Here is a 16,679-nt window from a genome sequence, read left to right as displayed (position 1 = left end):
TAGAAAGAAGCTAAATATTATAGCTTCTTTTTCATATTCCAATATAGTAAATGTAGGCAAATAGTAGTCATTCCTATCTATACGAATTGGGATGAGTCTGTTATAGTGTAAATGGTTATGTTGCTTAATAGTTTAGTAGATAACCTATATTTTAGTTGAGGAGGGGAAGTTTAACACGAATTTAATGATATACGTGTTAAGTAGTATGATGAAAAAAGGATTTTATAATGTTTTAGCTGCATCAATTGTATTTAGTATGGTAGCGATTCCGAATTATTCCTACGCTAGCGAGTTGGAAAAAACTGTTGTAGTTTCACCTAAAGAACAAGCTTTAAAAAGTATTGAAAACCATATGAAAGAGGAAGATGGTCGGGGAGAAGATCAAGGTGTAAAAAATGAAGTGCAAGGTGAGTTTCTTGTACATATAGTGAAAGAAGTACCTTTATATGATTCTAGTAATTTTCAAAAAGAGACAGGGGTTCGGATTTCGAATCAAGTCGTAAAAGCTGAGAAGAGAAAAGGAAACGCTTACTATGTTCAAACTTCATCGGGAACGGGATGGATACAAAATAGTGAGGGAAATGTAGAGGTTAAAGAAATTCACCCGTTATTAAGTGAAAAGTTAGTTATTAATGAAGTAACTTCTACTTACTCTGAACCATTTACTTCATATAAAGAAGAAAATGTACTAGAGCCACAAACTATTCAAGCAATTGGACAGGCTGGAGAATGGTTCCAAGTTAAAATAAATAATGAGATAAAATGGATTCATTCACCTTCAGCAAAATTTGAAGGAACAAAAGCTTCGCTTATTCAGGATACAACGCCAACACGTACAAAACGTGCAGCAGCTATGTATGCCGCGCCAATAGAAGAGAAGACAACGGATATTTATGGTGTACCTTTAAAAGAAATGATTGTACCAAAAGGAAATGAAAATATTCGTCCAGGTTATGCGATGAAGCCGAAGTATATTACGATTCATGAGACCGATAATTATAGTGTTGGGGCAAATGCTAGAAACCATGCAATATATTTATATAACCAAGCAACAGGAACGGAAGATCGTTCAGCGTCGTGGCATTTTACGGTAGATGATAAAGAGATTTATCAACATCTTCCATTAAACGAAAATGCTTGGCATGCTGGAGATGGAGCAGAAGGAACTGGAAATCGAGAATCCATTGCGATTGAAATTGCTGTAAACGAAGATGGTGATTATAATAAAGCTGTTGAAAATGCTCGTAAACTAGCAGCTTATTTAATGGGGGAATTACATATTCCTTTAGAAAATGTGAAGAAGCATCAATTTTGGAGTGGTAAAAATTGTCCAGCCATTATGATTAAAAACAATGCGTGGGAACCATTCTTACAAGGAACAAAAGTTTATTATGATGCGAACCATAAGGATGATATAACAGGTGGTTGGTACGAAGCAGATATTCGTGAATTAGACAAACGAGGTATTATGGTTGGAGATGGAAAAGGTTCTTATTGGCCAGAGCGTCTCGTAACACGTGGTGAATTTGCAAATTTAATATCAAGATCATTGGAGTTACCTGAAGGCTCATCGAATTTTAATGACTTAAATACAGCACACCCTTCGTTAATTGATGGTATTAATCGAGCAGCAAGTGCCGGAATAATAAGTGGTAGGGGAAATGGTATATTTGCCCCAAATGATACGATTAAACGAGATGAAGCTGTTATCATGATTGACCGTGCATTGCAATATAAAAAAATTAAAGGTAACTTAGTTCCACTGCCGTTCTCGGATCAAGATTTAGCATATGATAAACAAGCTGTACAACGTGTTTATGGATTAGGTATTGTAAAAGGAAATGAAAATAATGAATTTATGCCGAAAGGTTCAGCGACGCGTGGGGAATCGGCAGCATTTATTAATAGAATGTTAAAAGTAATAGAAAGTAAATAATGAAAATGCATTCGCTTTTGCGAGTGCTTTTTTATTTTTCAATATGTTATGGAAGGGAGCGGAGGTTTTTGAGTGGAATAAGGAATGAAAGCGGAGGTGATGCATATATATAGATGCGTTGGATTGTTTTTAACGAGCTATTTGCGAGCAGTCTGATTGAAAACCCATACTGGTTAAAGTTTCACTTTATCATATTGTATAAATGAAAAGGAGGTAAGACGGTGAAAGCTATACCGACTGATGTCCTGAGTAAAGAATTGATGGAAAGAGAAGGAGTTATCTCTATTACAGTAAAGGAATTTGAAAAGATAGAAGTAGCTGGAGTAGTAGTTGCTGGCCCTGCGGTTATTTTAATTAATCAAGATTAAGTACATAGTGTTGAAATAAAAAGTATCCTAGACGGATGCTTTTTATTTGTGTAGAAGAAAGAATATGGTAGATAATTGCTTTACTGGAGGGAGAGTATGTGGCAATTATTATAATAATGTTAGTAATGGGAATTTTATTAGGGTTTGTTGGAGCTGGGGGAGCTGGGTTTATTATCGCGATACTCACTTTAGTATTCCATATTCCTATTCACGTTGCGCTTGCAACGTCTTTAACTGCTATGGCATTTACGACATTATCTGGGGTTATAAGTCATTATCGTGAAGGAAATGTAGTACTTACTATAGGCGGGATTGTTGGGGGATGTGGAGCGCTTGGTTCTTATATCGGTTCAAAAATTGGTTCACTTATACCAGGACATCTTCTTCATTGGTTTACAGCTGGGATGTTATTTTTATCTGCAATTTTTATGTTTATTAAATTAATTAAGTTTCAAAATAGGGAAGAGTTACTTTTAGCAGAGATTAAAGATTTTTCGAAAGAGAACATAATGAAATGTATATGTCTTGGATTAGTCACTGGAATGATGGCTGGTTCATTCGGGATTGGTTCTGCACCATTTATTCAACTTGGATTAATGGTTCTATTAGGGTTAACGATTCAGCAATCTGTAGGAACAACAATGCTTGTTATATTGCCGATTGCGATTGGAGGGGGGCTAGGATATAGTTCAGAAGGTTACCTAGATCATATATTATTATTGCAAGTATTAATTGGGACGATGTTAGGAGCTTATGTTGGGGCGAAGTTTACAAATTATGCACCACGTATGCTTTTGAAGTTTTCAATGATTATGACACCAGTTCTAGCTGGATGTATGTTATTGATGGAATAAAATAATATAGCAAACTAATATGTTTTACGAATGAATTATGTAAGTAATTCATATTTCCCATATAAAAGGATTTGCTTTAATATAATGAGTGTAAAGTTCGAGTATTCGAAGTACTACTTGAATTATATCCCTATCCCTTTTCTAAAAATGCGAACAAGTTTTGCCCTATTCTATTCAATAATTAATTGCATAGAAATATATTGTTCGATGACCATTATGGAACGTACATAATGGGAAAATCCCGATCCTTAAAGAGGATGCCCCTAATCTTCATGTGAAAATATGATCGGAGAAGAAAGCTGACCAATTCATGGTTGGCTTTCTTTTTGTTCAAAAATTATTTCTTCTTTAATTTCTGTTTGCAATAATAAAGCTTTTCCAAAACGACGTTTACATTCCGCACGCACTTTTTCAATGGCTAGTAGCTGAGTAGTGGCGGGAACTGTTACGATAGCTTGGCGAGGTTTTCGATTTTCTTCACAAAAGACACATTCCACAACATATTTAGAAATCATATTTTCATCCTTTCGTTTTTCATTTCTAAGAAGGGATTGTCTATGAAGTTGATGTAATCTTTCGTCAATGTTTTACTATTTTCCTCTTTTTTCAAGGAGAAAATAAAAAAGAAGACGAATAGTAGTAGGGGAGGGATGTATATGGAAAGATGGATAGGTTGTGCAGCAGTATGTGTAAATGAAAAAAATGAAATTCTAATGGTGTTACAAGGTCCAAAAGGGGAAGAAAAAAGGTGGTCTGTTCCAAGCGGCGGGCTTGAAAAGGGAGAAACACTAGAAGAATGTTGTATTCGAGAAGTTTGGGAAGAAACAGGTTTCGATGTGGAAGTTGTAAATAAAATATACGAAAAAGAAGGTATTACATACGGGGTTCCTGTATACGTTCATTATTATGTCGTTAAAAAAATAGGCGGTAGTATGAAAATCCAAGATCCTGATGAGTTAATACATGAAATTGCTTGGAAGAGGATAGATGAAATGAAGGAATTAACGCTATCTTTTCCGGAGGATTATGAGATTTTAAATAAATATATAAATAAAAAAGCGAGTGTTTAAACACTTGCTTTTTAATGTATCCACGATAAGAAAAGCGGAACGATAACTAAACTAGCTCCCGCTGTTAAAAGCATAGATAAACTTGCAATCGTTCCTTCTACAGGACCAATTTCGAATGCTTTTGATGTACCAGTTCCATTCGCGCTTGTGCCTAACATAATACCTTTAGCAATTGCTGTTTTAATACGGCATATACGTATGAGAGAAGGTCCGAGTAACGCTCCTGTCAACGCGGTTAAAACAACGAATACGGCTGTTAATTGTGACATACCACCAATCATTTCTGAAATAGCCATGGCGATTGGTGTCGTTACAATATGAGGCGCTAAACTATGTTCTAACGATGAATCAATTTGAAAATAATTCGCTAGTAGTGCGGAAGTAATAACTGATAAAAAAGAACCGACAATGACATTAAGTAAAATAGCCATTCCGTGTTTCTTGAGTAAATCAAAGTATTTATAGATTGGCCATGCAAAAGCAACTGTTGCAGGTTTTAATAGTTCTGTTAACCATTGCCCACCTGTTTCGTATGTTTCATAAGGGGTGTCTAGTCCGAGTAATAAAGCAATTAAAATAATAGGGCAGACGAGAAGAGGAGAAAGTAAGCTCCAATTCCAGCGTTTATACATTTTCTTCGATATCCAATATGTGAATAGTGTTAATAATAAACAAAGAAAGCCGATCATTGCACGGATCCTTTCCGCTTTAGTAGCAATTCTGTTAAAAGTCCTGTAACGAGAGTGACACAAAGTGTACTAATCATAATAATTAAAATGAGATCGATTCCATATTGTGACAGTGTATCTTTGTAGCGTATGACAGCGACTGCAGAAGGAATAAAAAATAAAATAAGTTCTTTTAATAAAAAGTCTGCTCCGTCCTGTATCCACTCTTTTTTCACTAGGTTAAATTTTAATGAAATTAATAATAAAAAAATACCGATTATACTTCCTGGAACTGGGAGGTGTGCCTGTTTTGCAATCCATTCACCTGTCCAAGCGAAACAAAATAATAATAAGATTTGTCCGCTTAATTTCCACCATTTCATACAGTAATCACCTCTTTCTTTTTTCACATAAAAATTGTAAAAAAGAATTAACAATTTCTACTATACGTTCATTCGAAAAATTTGTCTAATATATAAATTATATGTTATTAATATATTAGATGTATTAATCGAAAGTGAAAAGGGTGTCCAAAATGGAATTACGGCATTTGCAATATTTTGTTGTAGTGGCAGAGGAGTTACACTTTGGACGAGCAGCTGCTCGTTTGCAAATGACACAACCGCCGCTTAGTCAACAAATTCAGCAATTAGAAAAAGAAATGGGAGTTATGTTATTTTCAAGAACGAAGAGAAAGGTTGAATTAACAGAAGCAGGAGAGATGTTTTTAAAAGAAGTAAAAAAAGCGTTTGAACAAATTGAAAAAGCAGTAGAGATTGCACAAAGTGCCCAAAGGGGAGAAGTGGGCTCGCTTTCAATTGGTTTTGTAGGTGCGGCGATATATGATATTTTACCATCTATCGTCAGGGAGTATAGAAAGAAATTTCCGAGAGTGTCTGTTGCACTACATGAACTGTCAACACCAGATCAAGTGCATGCGCTTCACGATAACCGTATTGATATTGGTTTTTTACGTCCACCAATTCCAACACAATTACTAGAATTAGAACCAATTCAAAAGCTTTCTTGTACGTTATGTTTACCGAAGGCACATCCACTTGCGGAAAAGGAAGAAATACATATTGAAGATTTAAGAGATGAACCGTTTGTATTTATTACGAGACCAGTATGGCCAGCATTATATGATACAATTTTATCACTTTGCCGTGAAGTTGGGTTTAGTCCACGTATCGTACAAGAAGCAACAGAATATCAAACAGTTATGGGGCTTGTGGCGGCAGGAATCGGAATTACGGTAATACCTGTATCAGCAAATAAATTGTATAAAACAGAAGTCGTATATAAAGAATTATGTGATTCTAATTTTGTTGCAGAAATGTCAGTAGCTTACAAGAAAATGAATACTAACCCAGAGCTTTTAGAGTTTTTGAAAATTGCAAGAGAGAAGAAAAGAATTGAAGTAGAGGATGAGATTAATTAAGTTATTAAAAAGTACACCTCATTAAACACTAAAGCGGAAATGCAATAGTATTGCATTTCCGCTTTAGTGTTCTTTTTTAGTTCTATACTAAAAAGGTAAACATGTGTGTTTTCTTGTAATAGTTGGTCAATAGAGTTTTTTTCCTCAAGCATTGGCACTCTTATGGTTTCATTATTCGTTTTTATTTTCTAGGACTAAAGACTTAGAACGAATTCAGGTTGTGGTGCGATGTTTAAAATGTCATATTTTTATACACTAGTAGTATAGAATGAGTTTGTTATGAAGTAAGGTAGGGGAAGAATATATGTCTTTATGTCAGTTAGTGAGAAAAAATATAAGAACATTTGCTGCCAAAAGGATGAAGCAATTTATGTGGATTGCTATGAGTACTATGGTTTTGTTTTTTATGATATCGCTCCAGTTAAATAAAGGAGCTATTGGGGAATTAGGGACTACACTTTTATTTCAAATTTGCTTTTACACGCTGTTTATTGTATTCATTTTTATATGTATTTTTACTACATATAAAATAACGCTCTCTCTTCTGCACGTGAGGAAAGAGGAAATTAAATCTTATGTAGCAGAGAATAGGAAGAGAAATGACGTACTATGTGTATTATGTCAGGAGCAATTATTTATTTATGGAGCAGCGTTTGTTTTTGGGTTAGTTAATGGGATGTTATTTTTGAAATTATTTACGATTATCTTTATGAAAATAGCGGGAATACAAGGGATAAATGGTGCACCGATTACAATATATGCAATAGTAGTTGTTAGTATCATTATGATCGTTATTCTCTTATTATCAATGGTGCAATGTTTTCGATTTGTTCAAAGTTTACAAGATGAAAATTCATTTCATTTCAAGGAAAAGGCATGAGGAATCATGCCTTTTTCTATTTTACACATAAAAATAATCATGTTACAGTGTAAAGACCTGACAAAGAATGGGAAGGAAAGGTTGTATAGAATGACAAACGAACAATCAATTGTAAAGGTCGAGCGGTTAACGAAGCGCATCGGTTCAAAGACACTTGTAGAAAATATTAGTTTTGAAGTTAAAAAGGGTGAAGTAGTTGGTTTGCTCGGACCAAATGGCGCTGGAAAAACGACTTTAATGAGAATGATGGTCGGCATGATTCGTATGACAGAGGGCGAAGTTTGGATTGATGGTCAATCTGTAAAACAGCAATTTGAAAGTACTGCTTCGAAAATTGGAGCAGTAATTGAGACACCGGAATTTTATCCTTTCTTGAGTGGCTATGAAAATTTAACATATTTCGGACGAATGAATGGGAACGTGACAGAAGAACGTATCGATGAAGTAGTGAAATTGTTAGGAATGGGACAAGTAATTGACCGCAAAGTAAAAGCATATTCACTCGGCATGAGACAACGTTTAGGAATTGCTCAAGCGCTTATTCACGATCCAGATGTATTAATATTAGATGAACCAACAAATGGATTAGACCCTAGTGGAATACATGAAATGAGAATGTACATAAAGAAAATTGCACATGAACAAGGAAAAGCGGTACTTGTATCTAGTCACTTGCTTTCAGAAGTTGAATTAATGTGTGATAGAGTTATCATTATTCAGCACGGAGAATATGTCGCGACGCAAAATATTCAGCATAATCAAAGTGAAGAGATGGAGACAATCCGTATACGTGTAGATGATGCGAACAAAGCAGCAGAAATGTTAGAACGAGATGTTTTAATAAAAGGTAATGATCTACTTATTCATGTAAAAGATGAAGAAATCCCAAATGTTATTCGTACATTGCTTGAGAAAAACATTCAAGTATATCGTGTATATGAAGAAAGAAAAACGTTAGAAGAGCAATTTTTAGAATTAACAGGGGGAAAAGATATTGTTTAATTTAGTGTATAACGAACTGTATAAAATATTTAAGCGGAAGCGAACGATTATTCCATTTGCGGTTATTGCAGTATTAATAATCGGATTAGGATGGGTTACGGTAAAGTATTTGGAACCGGAAACAAAAGGATGGAAAGTGGATTATACAGAACGAACTGTAGAAATTGAGAAAAAGCTAGGCATGAAAAAAGAAGCTATTTTGGCAGAACGATCTGGGGATGAGCTTGTAAAGGAATATCAGCTCAAGATGAAGCATTTAGATACAGGTACAGCACCGGCAAGTAGTTCTCCACTTTCTTTCATGAGAGATACAGGTTTTATCGTATTTCCAATATTACTCCCGTTTATCCTCGTGTATGCAAGTACAATTTTTGCGAATGAATATAGCTGGGGAACATATAAATTTTTAACGATACGACCAGCGAGTCGCTTTAAAATTTTGACAGCTAAATTTTTAGCAATTGTGATATTTGCAGCGTTATTGTTTATATTTAATATGATTTTTTCCATTTTATGTGGGCTTGTTATTTATAAATTCCAGCAGCCTGCATGGAGCGAGTTTATATTCCAAGGTGGAAATATTATAAAACAAAATATTTTTGTAGAAGCTAGTAAGTATTATATTTTATCGTGGTTGCCGACGATTGTGTACGCAGCATTTGCATTTATGATTTCTGTGCTAACAAGATCTAGCGGAGGTGCGATTGGTATTTCACTATTTCTCGCTTTATCGGGAAACATCGCATTACTAGCAGCAACTAGATATGATTGGGCGAAATATTTATTGCCAGCAAACACAGATTTATACAGTATTGCAAAGAATGGCAGTTTTATTGATGGAGTAACGTTCCCGTTTGCTTCATGTATGTTATTACTATACTTATTTGTATTTTTAAGTATCTCCTATACCGTATTTTTAAAACGCGATTTAACTTAATCAAAGAGAGCCGTTAAGTATTTCTTAACGGCTCTCTTTTTTATGAAAATTGTTTAAGGGCTTTTTCAGCTAGCAAAGCGAAGTATTCTGCGCTTATAGGTAACGCTCGCTCGTCTACTGTAAAAGCAGGATGATGCCATTCATGTGTACCACTCGTTCCCATAAAGACGAATGAACCAGGTATTTCTTGTTGATAAAAAGAAAAATCTTCTCCAGCCATTGACGGGGTAGGAGAGATGATATTTAAATTCATATTTTCGGCAACTTGGGTTGATAAATGTGTTAGAGATGCATCGTTATGAACAGCAGGAGGACCTGCAAAAAAACGAAATTCTGTTTTTACACCTAATGCATCAGAAACCCCTTGGATAATACGTTTCATTAGTGCTGGAATCTTTTCGCGTGTTTCATTTTGGAATGTACGTACAGTTCCTTCCAGCGTAGCTTTTTCAGGAATAACGTTCCACGTATTTCCTGAATGGATGTTTGTGACACTGACGACGGCATTATGTGAAGAACTTATATTTCGGCTTACAATTGTTTGGAGTGCCATCACAATTTGAGAAGATGCGACAATAGGGTCTACCCCAGCATCTGGTACAGCTGCATGTGTACCAACTCCGTGAATTTCAATTTCAAATCGATCAACCCCGGCCATGAGTGGACCATCTTTAATCCCGATTGTACCGACTGGTAAATCAGGTTTGTTATGCATACCGAAAATAGCTTGTACGCCATGTAAATGCCCAGCTTCAATGACTTTGCAAGCACCATCGCTACTTTCTTCAGCTGGCTGGAATATAAAGCGTACCGTTCCACTAAGAGAAGTTTCTTTTTCCTTTAATAAATAAGCGGCACCAATAATAGCAGCTGTATGAAAATCATGCCCACAAGCATGCATTTTACCGTGAATTTTTGAAGCGTACGGTAAATTTGTTTCTTCTTGAATAGGGAGGGCATCAATATCAGCACGAATTGCTATAATTGGTCCGCTATGATTCCCAGAAATTTCAGCAATAACACCTGTTTCTAAACTTGAATTTATAATCGTAATGTTTTTCTCTTCTAACCAATTCTTTATAGCTTTCGTCGTTTTAAACTCTTCGTATGATAATTCTGGATGCTCATGTAAATTCCGACGAATAGAAATTAGCGTCTTAGTTAATTTCTTTAGATTTGCTGCCACTTATAATGCCCTCTTTCTTAAATAAAGTATTTACATTAAGTATACAATAAGAAAAGAGAGGATTCTCAATTGAAAATCCTCTCCCATTAAAGTCCGATTGATGAGGGCTAATAATCGGTGGGGGATGAAGCCCCCACATTGATTAAAGTTTCACTTTATGCTGCCAATTTTTTGTGTGTAGGATGTTTACGATAACGTCCACGCATTGCATAGGCAATTTGCGGGATAGCAATACCGATTAAAATAAGTGATACACCGAACCATTGTGAAGATAGCACAGCTTCTTTTAAAACGAAGACAGACATAATTGTTGTAACTGGTAATTCTGCGGCACCAAGAATAGTTGCTAAGCCAGAACCAATCTTTGGAATGCCAATTGTAAAGGCGATAGAAGGAATAACGATACTAAATGTTCCCAATCCTAAACCGTATTTCCAAAGTCCTTCTGAAATTGCACCGTTAAAAATAAATGTTGGCGGGAATACGATCATTACTAAAGTTAAAGCGCCTGCCATTAAGAGAACACCGCGCGGTAAGGAAGGTACTTCAACAGCAACTTTTCCGCTCACAAAAATGTATGTTGCAAATGTAACAGCAGATAATAAACCTAATATGATTCCAGTCGTATCAAAATCACCTGCTGATTTTTCTAGTAAACCACTTGATAAAAATGTACCTGCAAGTAAGAAAATAACGGAAATCACCTTTTCTCTTGAAGGTAATGTTTTTGTTGCTACTGCTTCAATAATAATTCCGACCCAAACGAATTGGAATAAAAGTATGATTGCAATAGATGCTGGTACAGTTTTTAATGAAGCATAATAAAAAATTCCAGTGAAACTTGCAGATGTACCTGCAACGAATAAAATTAATGCTTGTTTTAATGGAACACGATGTCTAGAAAATAGAAGTGTAATAGCAAGCAAAATAATCCAACCGAACAAATATTGGCTGCCAATTACCTCTCCAAGTGAAAATCCTTCTGCATATGCAAGTTTAACGAAAATAGCTAAAATCCCATAACTACACGCTCCTAATAAAACTAAAAGAGAATAACGAAGCATGAAAAATTCCTCCCATCTATATGAACTTGTTCCGTAACGGACATATATAACTAGAGGGAAGTATACAAAATTAAAAATGAAGGGTCAAATAAAAGAAAAGTATGACATTTTATAGAATAATAATAAAAGTATGATATTTATGCATAATCTTGAAATTAGTAATAATAAAAGTATTGTAAAATCAGCTATGCGCTGTATAAAGATAGCATTTGAAAAAAACATTTTTTAGGGAGATAAAAGGGTAGTCCATTATAGTGTGCCAATCATTTGAGAAACTATGTTACCTTTGTTATGTTAATATCAATTAGAGAAGTTCCGTAGTTCAATTGAGATTTCTCTATATAATAGAAGGAAATGAAAACGTTTTTTAGAAACTGTGTGAAAGGGTAGTTTTTCTTATTATCACGTTGGAAAAGTGATTTCACGAATTGTTCATAGTATTTTTATATGTTTTTGCTACAATATGAAAGGAGAGGAGTGGAACAATGCAAGATATTAGTATTTTTTTAGCGTTTGGCGCAGGTTTTTTATCATTTATTTCCCCATGTTGCTTACCGCTTTATCCGGCATTTTTATCGTACATAACAGGTATGTCGGTTTCTGAGTTGAAAGAAGAAAATGCAATGCTTCGCAAAAGAAGTATGATACATACAGCTTTTTTCTTACTTGGATTTTCAATTATATTTATTGCAATTGGATTTGGTACAAGTTTTATTGGAGGCATCTTTACAAATTATAAAGATTTAATTAGACAGTTAGGTGGTATATTTATCATCGTATTTGGTCTTATTATTGTCGGTGTGTTTAAGCCGAAGTTTTTAATGCAAGATCGTAAATTCACGTTTAAAAATCGTCCGAGTGGTTATTTTGGATCTGTTCTAATTGGATTGGCCTTTGCAGCAGGGTGGACGCCGTGTACGGGACCTATTTTAGTATCGGTTATTGGATTAGCAGCAACGAACCCAGAATCAGCGATGATTTATATGATTGCATACATACTTGGATTTGCTATCCCATTTTTCGTACTATCATTCTTTATTACGAAAATGTCTTGGATTAAAAGAAACAGTATGAAGTTCATGAAAATCGGGGGATACGTTATGATTATCATGGGTATTTTCTTATACTTTAACTGGATGACGAAAATTATCGTATATTTCTCAAGTTTATTTGGTGGTTTTAAGGGTTTTTAGTATTATTCTGTGAAAATGTTGGAAATACTAACGGAAAAGCATATAATGAAAGTATATTTTGCATATAGCCACAAAAAAGGATGAGAAAATATGAACATAGTTGTTTTATCCAGTATCGTTGCTGTTTGTATGGCTGTTGGTGCGATGTTTATTCGTTTAAAAGCAGCTAAGAAACCTGCAACATTGAAAAAAATTATACTTCCACCATTTTTTATGAGTACGGGAGCATTGATGTATGTTTTTCCTGAATTTCGATTAACTCCAGCAGAAATGTTAGAAGCAATTGGTGTCGGTTTGTTTTTCTCTATTTTTCTTATTAAAACATCTAAATTTGAAATTAGAGGACAAGAGATTTATTTGAAGCGTTCAAAAGCCTTTGTTTTTATATTAATTGGATTACTTGTCGTGCGAATTGTATTTAAAACATACTTAAGCCAATCTCTTGATTTAGGACAACTTAGTGGTATGTTCTTCTTACTCGCGTTCGCAATGATTGTGTCATGGAGAATTGCGATGTACCGTTCCTTTACGAAATTGCAAAAGGAAATGGAAAAAGAAGATGGTTTTTATAATGAAAAAGATATGAAATTAACTTAAAAACTGTATATGTATAAAATAAAAAGACAGCGTTTTTTGACGCTGTCTTTTTATTTTATATTGTTAACATCTTCTGTCCCAGCCGCGTCGTATAAAACGTTCCCCATTAAAGAAACAATTTAAATTTGGTGATACAAACGGACCGATAAATGGAATAATATTTGGCTCTGTAGTCTCATCAACAGAAATCGGTGGCTTAGTAGAATCAGGTCTAAGTGTATAGCGAATGTGGGCGGTATTTTGAATGAGACCGTTTCGTGGCTCTGCTGTTACTTGAACGATAAAACGGACAACAACAGATTGACCTGGATTAACAGTTTCAATAAGAATACCAATTGTCGGATTACTTCCAGGACGTGAAACGCCGTTTACTGTTACTGAATTTGGATAGAAAGTAACTTCGGGAGGCAGTGAATCAGTAATGAGTACATTATTTGCAGGAGTAGCGCCATTATTAGTAAAGGTAAGTGTATATGTGATGAAGTCACCGAGTTCTACACGATTTACATTCGCAGTCTTAATAAATGTGTTTGGCTCATTAGGGTTTACTTCTATCGTAATTGGTGTTGTTGTTGTCGTTGTTGTGATAGGTGGTCTAGTCGGATCAGGTTGAGAAGTGTACGTAATGGAAGCGATATTTGTAATCATTCTATTAGCTGGAAGTGTAATAACCTGTACTTGGAATGAAATAGTTACTGATTCTGTTGGATTACAAATAGACTTGGCAGAAGCTAGATTAACAGCCGTAAAATCAGTAACTGTAAGTTAAAAAAGATTGCTATAATCTAGCAATCTTTTTTATGAGGAGGATTTTGTCAGTAAAGATTCATAATGAGAATAATCAATTTCTTTTTCTTGTAGTTTTTTTACTAAAAATTTATGGTCGCGTTTTGGTGTAGCAATAATATACCCTTTAATAATTAAATCTTGTGTAATTTGAGAAGCTTTTTCTTGTAATGCCAGTTCTCCAATTTTGCCAGCAATTTTTGATTTAGCAACATCGCGAAATAGTTCTGGAACAGGACTTACGAGCTCTTCTAACAATTGTTTTTGTTCGTCATCCCATAAATGCCTAGTTTTATTAATATAGTGCTCTTCCCAATCTAAAATAGACATACCATCTTCTTTTGGTAATCGTTTTAAAAATTTTCTGAACATAAAGTATCCGCCGATAGACATAAGTCCTAATAAAATAACAGTCCATAGCACAATAAACCAACTGAACCATCCTTCGAGCAAGTATATCCCCCCTTAATGATTGCGGTTTTCTATTATTCATATTATAAACAGTGAGATTCATAGAAAGCAAGAACGCTTGGTCATTTTGACCAAGCGTTATCATTTAAACAAAGTATAGTTGTTCCACACATAAATTATTATTATCATCTTCTACATATTCAATGATTAATGTGCCAACTTTACGATCTTTATCTTTAGTTGTGAAAATAGAGTAAGAAGTAAAACGTGCTGTTGATAGGCCGCTTATATGTGTAGGTAAAGAAATGTAGTCATTATCGTGGAAGAATTCCATCAGTTCAATATCCTCAAATTCTTTTCGGTCAACTTGTTTGTTTGTATAGCGGCGTTGAAGTTGTTTTAAAGACTCATTCCAAGAAATTGCTTTTGTATCGTATACCATTGTTCTATCTCCTTACTGTATGTAATCATTAAGAACATACGTTCTAAACTAGTATACTCTTTTTATTAGAAAAGGGAAAGCAAAAAATAATGTAAGCTTGGATTTCCAAGCTTACATTATCGATGCGTCCGTCATAATCTCTATTTTTATTATAAATTAGATAAGAATAAGAAACAAGATGATATATATTTTGTTGATGGTTTTCAAAATTCTGTATATTATAGGTGTACGAAAGTGCAAAGGACTGAGAGGGATGGCGTATGTAATTTCACTACAAGGACCGATGGCAAGTGGGAAAACAACATTAGCTAAGAGGTTAGAACGATTTGGGCTTTCGATTATATATGAAAATCCTTATCCAATTGTAGAAAAGCGAAAGCAATTAAATTTGGATATGAATTCAAAAGAAGGATTTATTATAAATCAAAAAATGTTTATGGAAGCAAAAATAAAGGAGTTTCAAAATGTGAAAGATTCAGTTGTAATTTTTGACCGTGGACCAGAAGATATTGAGTTTTACACACTTTTTTATCCAATGATTATAGGAAAAGAGTGGGATATAGAAACAGAATTAAAAGATGAATTATATAAATTAAGAGAATGTCGCTCAGATACTATTTTTTATTTAGATGTGACGGAAAAGAATGTATATGATAGAAAAAATAACGATAGGACAAGAAAACGAAGTACATTTGAGGAGCAATTTAAATTAGTAGAAATGGAAAAAGACTGGTATAAACAATTTCCTGTAACTTATGTGGACACGAATAAATTAACAGCAGAAGATTTAGAGGTATATTTTATGAGGTGGCTAAAGAAGAAAGGTCAATATGACGATGGAGAAACTTTTACTTGAGAATGTATAAAAGCTAGCTAATGCTAGCTTTTTTCTTTTTGACATCGATAAATGGCTAACGTTTTCGGATCGCGCCATATACCGTTATGAAGTAACAATTCATTTTCTACTTCTTCTTTTAGCCATTCCTTCATTTCGGCGTGAAGATGTGTATTATCAGGTATATTTAGCGATGGAAACATGCTAGAAATATAGTTTACAATTGGAATAGCATGATGGAAAATGAGTGCATTATGAATAATAGTTTCTTCAACAGTTTGAAAAGTAGACTGTAATATCTCTTTACCATTTTCCAAACAAAATGGCGTGACTGAAGATGTTGTTTTCGGTAAATCAAATGCGTCTAACATGCGGTTACACATTTCAACTATACGAGGTAATGTAACGTCAGAATTTGTTGTAGCTAAAAGTGAGCCACCAGGACGTATTACTTTATGGAATCCTTGGACTGTTTTTTCGACGTCTTTCATGTGGTATAACATATGTCTTGCGACGATCCAGTCGTAGCAATTAGCTTCGAAAGGAAGTTTACCAGCGTCACCTAGTCTCCACTCAATTATGCTATTTTTTATTGTAGCTTCAGAAAGCATCGTTTTCGATTGATCCAAACCTGTTAAATGTCCTGTATGACCGTTAATTTGTAAAAGGGAAAGAAAACTCCCGTTAGCGCACCCAACCTCTAATATTTTTTCATCTCCTTGAAGTTGTAAATGATCCATGACGACTTCATCTAAATTTACATGTTTTTCTTCATAATGTTTATGCGTATCGATACGTGTTTGTAAATGGTTGCTTACGTTGTATTGGCGTTTTACATCATTCATTTTTTCGCATTCCACCTTTGTGCAAAATTGCTGAATTGCGTGCGTTAATACGTCGGTTTTCTTTAAACCTTCGTAATGAAGTGCAGATTCAAACCTTTCAAGTAATTTTTCTTCAATTCGAAAATGAATATCTTTTCGCTTCGTCAATGAAATCTCGCTCCTTT

Annotated in this window: 19 protein-coding genes and 3 pseudogenes; 12 read left to right on the top strand and 10 right to left on the bottom strand. The window is 34.5% G+C overall.

Going from position 1 to position 16,679, the window contains the following annotated elements:
- The first annotated feature begins 208 nt into the window (after positions 1-208).
- The 3 genes from ACZ76X_RS05620 (at position 209) to ACZ76X_RS05610 (ending at position 3,158) form a co-directional block, all read left to right on the top strand.
- The gene (locus ACZ76X_RS05620) at positions 209-1,936 is read left to right on the top strand and encodes an S-layer homology domain-containing protein (RefSeq protein ID WP_479849878.1); all 1,728 of its coding nucleotides are present in this window, start codon (positions 209-211) and stop codon (positions 1,934-1,936) included.
- A gap of 221 nt (positions 1,937-2,157) precedes the next feature.
- Entirely contained in the window at positions 2,158-2,304 is a 147-nt protein-coding gene (locus ACZ76X_RS05615; RefSeq protein ID WP_000644411.1) for a BC1881 family protein, read from the top strand.
- Positions 2,305-2,402: 98 nt separating this feature from the next.
- Positions 2,403-3,158 carry a sulfite exporter TauE/SafE family protein gene (locus ACZ76X_RS05610; protein WP_479849828.1) on the top strand — a complete coding sequence of 252 codons (756 nt, stop codon included), beginning with the start codon at positions 2,403-2,405 and terminating at the stop codon, positions 3,156-3,158.
- Positions 3,159-3,466: 308 nt separating this feature from the next.
- Here ACZ76X_RS05610 and ACZ76X_RS05605 read toward each other — a convergent pair whose 3' ends face one another.
- On the bottom strand, positions 3,467-3,673 hold the full coding sequence (locus ACZ76X_RS05605) for a DUF3903 domain-containing protein (protein ID WP_479849827.1): 207 nt from the start codon (positions 3,671-3,673) through the stop codon (positions 3,467-3,469).
- Between the two features lie 141 nt (positions 3,674-3,814).
- Between ACZ76X_RS05605 and ACZ76X_RS05600 the strand changes: the two genes are divergently transcribed.
- Positions 3,815-4,228, top strand: a complete 414-nt coding sequence (locus tag ACZ76X_RS05600; protein ID WP_306182190.1) for an NUDIX hydrolase — start codon at positions 3,815-3,817, stop codon at positions 4,226-4,228.
- Positions 4,229-4,239: 11 nt separating this feature from the next.
- Here the strand turns inward: ACZ76X_RS05600 and ACZ76X_RS05595 are convergent, their stop codons facing one another.
- Positions 4,240-4,917 (bottom strand): LrgB family protein, encoded by a 678-nt coding sequence (locus ACZ76X_RS05595; protein ID WP_078417389.1) that lies wholly within the window; start codon positions 4,915-4,917, stop codon positions 4,240-4,242.
- Positions 4,914-5,279, bottom strand: coding sequence for a CidA/LrgA family holin-like protein (locus ACZ76X_RS05590; protein ID WP_000872364.1), 366 nt, complete (start codon positions 5,277-5,279; stop codon positions 4,914-4,916). The genes ACZ76X_RS05595 and ACZ76X_RS05590 overlap by 4 nt, the downstream gene beginning before the upstream one ends.
- Before the next feature lie 152 nt (positions 5,280-5,431).
- On the opposite strand from ACZ76X_RS05590, the gene alsR reads away from it, so the two are divergent.
- Complete coding sequence (alsR, locus tag ACZ76X_RS05585; RefSeq protein WP_306182191.1) at positions 5,432-6,337, top strand: acetoin biosynthesis transcriptional regulator AlsR; 906 nt, start codon at positions 5,432-5,434, stop codon at positions 6,335-6,337.
- Here the strand turns inward: alsR and ACZ76X_RS05580 are convergent.
- Positions 6,334-6,522 (bottom strand): annotated as a pseudogene (locus tag ACZ76X_RS05580) (histidine kinase); the annotation flags it as partial. The gene alsR and the pseudogene ACZ76X_RS05580 sit on opposite strands and share 4 nt — an antisense overlap.
- Before the next feature lie 119 nt (positions 6,523-6,641).
- Here ACZ76X_RS05580 and ACZ76X_RS05575 point away from each other — a divergent pair.
- The 3 genes from ACZ76X_RS05575 (at position 6,642) to ACZ76X_RS05565 (ending at position 9,156) form a co-directional block, all read left to right on the top strand.
- A complete protein-coding gene (locus ACZ76X_RS05575; RefSeq protein WP_479849826.1) occupies positions 6,642-7,217 on the top strand; it encodes an ABC transporter permease in 576 nt (191 codons plus the stop codon).
- Positions 7,218-7,307: 90 nt separating this feature from the next.
- The gene (locus ACZ76X_RS05570) at positions 7,308-8,219 is read left to right on the top strand and encodes an ABC transporter ATP-binding protein (protein WP_071715452.1); all 912 of its coding nucleotides are present in this window, start codon (positions 7,308-7,310) and stop codon (positions 8,217-8,219) included.
- Complete coding sequence (locus ACZ76X_RS05565; RefSeq protein ID WP_479849825.1) at positions 8,212-9,156, top strand: ABC transporter permease; 945 nt, start codon at positions 8,212-8,214, stop codon at positions 9,154-9,156. Before ACZ76X_RS05570 ends, ACZ76X_RS05565 begins: the two co-directional genes overlap by 8 nt.
- A 40-nt stretch (positions 9,157-9,196) precedes the next feature.
- On the opposite strand, the gene ACZ76X_RS05560 is transcribed toward ACZ76X_RS05565, so the two are convergent.
- On the bottom strand, positions 9,197-10,342 hold the full coding sequence (locus ACZ76X_RS05560; RefSeq protein ID WP_479849824.1) for a M20 peptidase aminoacylase family protein: 1,146 nt from the start codon (positions 10,340-10,342) through the stop codon (positions 9,197-9,199).
- Positions 10,343-10,497: 155 nt separating this feature from the next.
- Entirely contained in the window at positions 10,498-11,406 is a 909-nt protein-coding gene (locus ACZ76X_RS05555; RefSeq protein ID WP_098670047.1) for an EamA family transporter, read from the bottom strand.
- Between the two features lie 326 nt (positions 11,407-11,732).
- On the opposite strand from ACZ76X_RS05555, the pseudogene ACZ76X_RS05550 reads away from it, so the two are divergent.
- From ACZ76X_RS05550 to ACZ76X_RS05540, 3 genes and pseudogenes are all read left to right on the top strand, one after another.
- A pseudogene (locus ACZ76X_RS05550) lies at positions 11,733-11,905 on the top strand (peptidase T).
- On the top strand, positions 11,892-12,599 hold the full coding sequence (gene ccdA, locus ACZ76X_RS05545; protein WP_001152682.1) for a cytochrome c-type biogenesis protein CcdA: 708 nt from the start codon (positions 11,892-11,894) through the stop codon (positions 12,597-12,599). Before ACZ76X_RS05550 ends, ccdA begins: the two are co-directional and overlap by 14 nt.
- 90 nt (positions 12,600-12,689) lie before the next feature.
- On the top strand, positions 12,690-13,196 hold the full coding sequence (locus tag ACZ76X_RS05540; protein WP_001028639.1) for a CcdC family protein: 507 nt from the start codon (positions 12,690-12,692) through the stop codon (positions 13,194-13,196).
- Positions 13,197-13,259: 63 nt separating this feature from the next.
- On the opposite strand, the pseudogene ACZ76X_RS05535 reads toward ACZ76X_RS05540, so the two are convergent.
- From ACZ76X_RS05535 to ACZ76X_RS05525, 3 genes and pseudogenes are all read right to left on the bottom strand, one after another.
- Positions 13,260-13,907: pseudogene (locus tag ACZ76X_RS05535) on the bottom strand (hypothetical protein); the annotation flags it as partial.
- An 87-nt stretch (positions 13,908-13,994) separates the two neighbouring features.
- Positions 13,995-14,435 (bottom strand): DUF2621 domain-containing protein, encoded by a 441-nt coding sequence (locus ACZ76X_RS05530; RefSeq protein ID WP_000889381.1) that lies wholly within the window; start codon positions 14,433-14,435, stop codon positions 13,995-13,997.
- Positions 14,436-14,538: 103 nt separating this feature from the next.
- Positions 14,539-14,835 carry a hypothetical protein gene (locus ACZ76X_RS05525; protein ID WP_479849823.1) on the bottom strand — a complete coding sequence of 99 codons (297 nt, stop codon included), beginning with the start codon at positions 14,833-14,835 and terminating at the stop codon, positions 14,539-14,541.
- Positions 14,836-15,088: 253 nt separating this feature from the next.
- Here ACZ76X_RS05525 and ACZ76X_RS05520 point away from each other — a divergent pair, with 253 nt between their 5' ends.
- Positions 15,089-15,691 carry an AAA family ATPase gene (locus ACZ76X_RS05520; RefSeq protein WP_479849822.1) on the top strand — a complete coding sequence of 201 codons (603 nt, stop codon included), beginning with the start codon at positions 15,089-15,091 and terminating at the stop codon, positions 15,689-15,691.
- A 23-nt stretch (positions 15,692-15,714) separates the two neighbouring features.
- On the opposite strand, the gene ACZ76X_RS05515 is transcribed toward ACZ76X_RS05520, so the two are convergent.
- Positions 15,715-16,662, bottom strand: coding sequence for a class I SAM-dependent methyltransferase (locus tag ACZ76X_RS05515; RefSeq protein ID WP_479849821.1), 948 nt, complete (start codon positions 16,660-16,662; stop codon positions 15,715-15,717).
- Between the last annotated feature and the right edge of the window lie 17 nt (positions 16,663-16,679).

The organism is Bacillus sp. BC05(2025) (assembly GCF_056725905.1).
The sequence above is the reverse complement of the archived record's forward strand: the minus strand, read 5'-3'. Positions and strand labels throughout refer to the sequence as shown.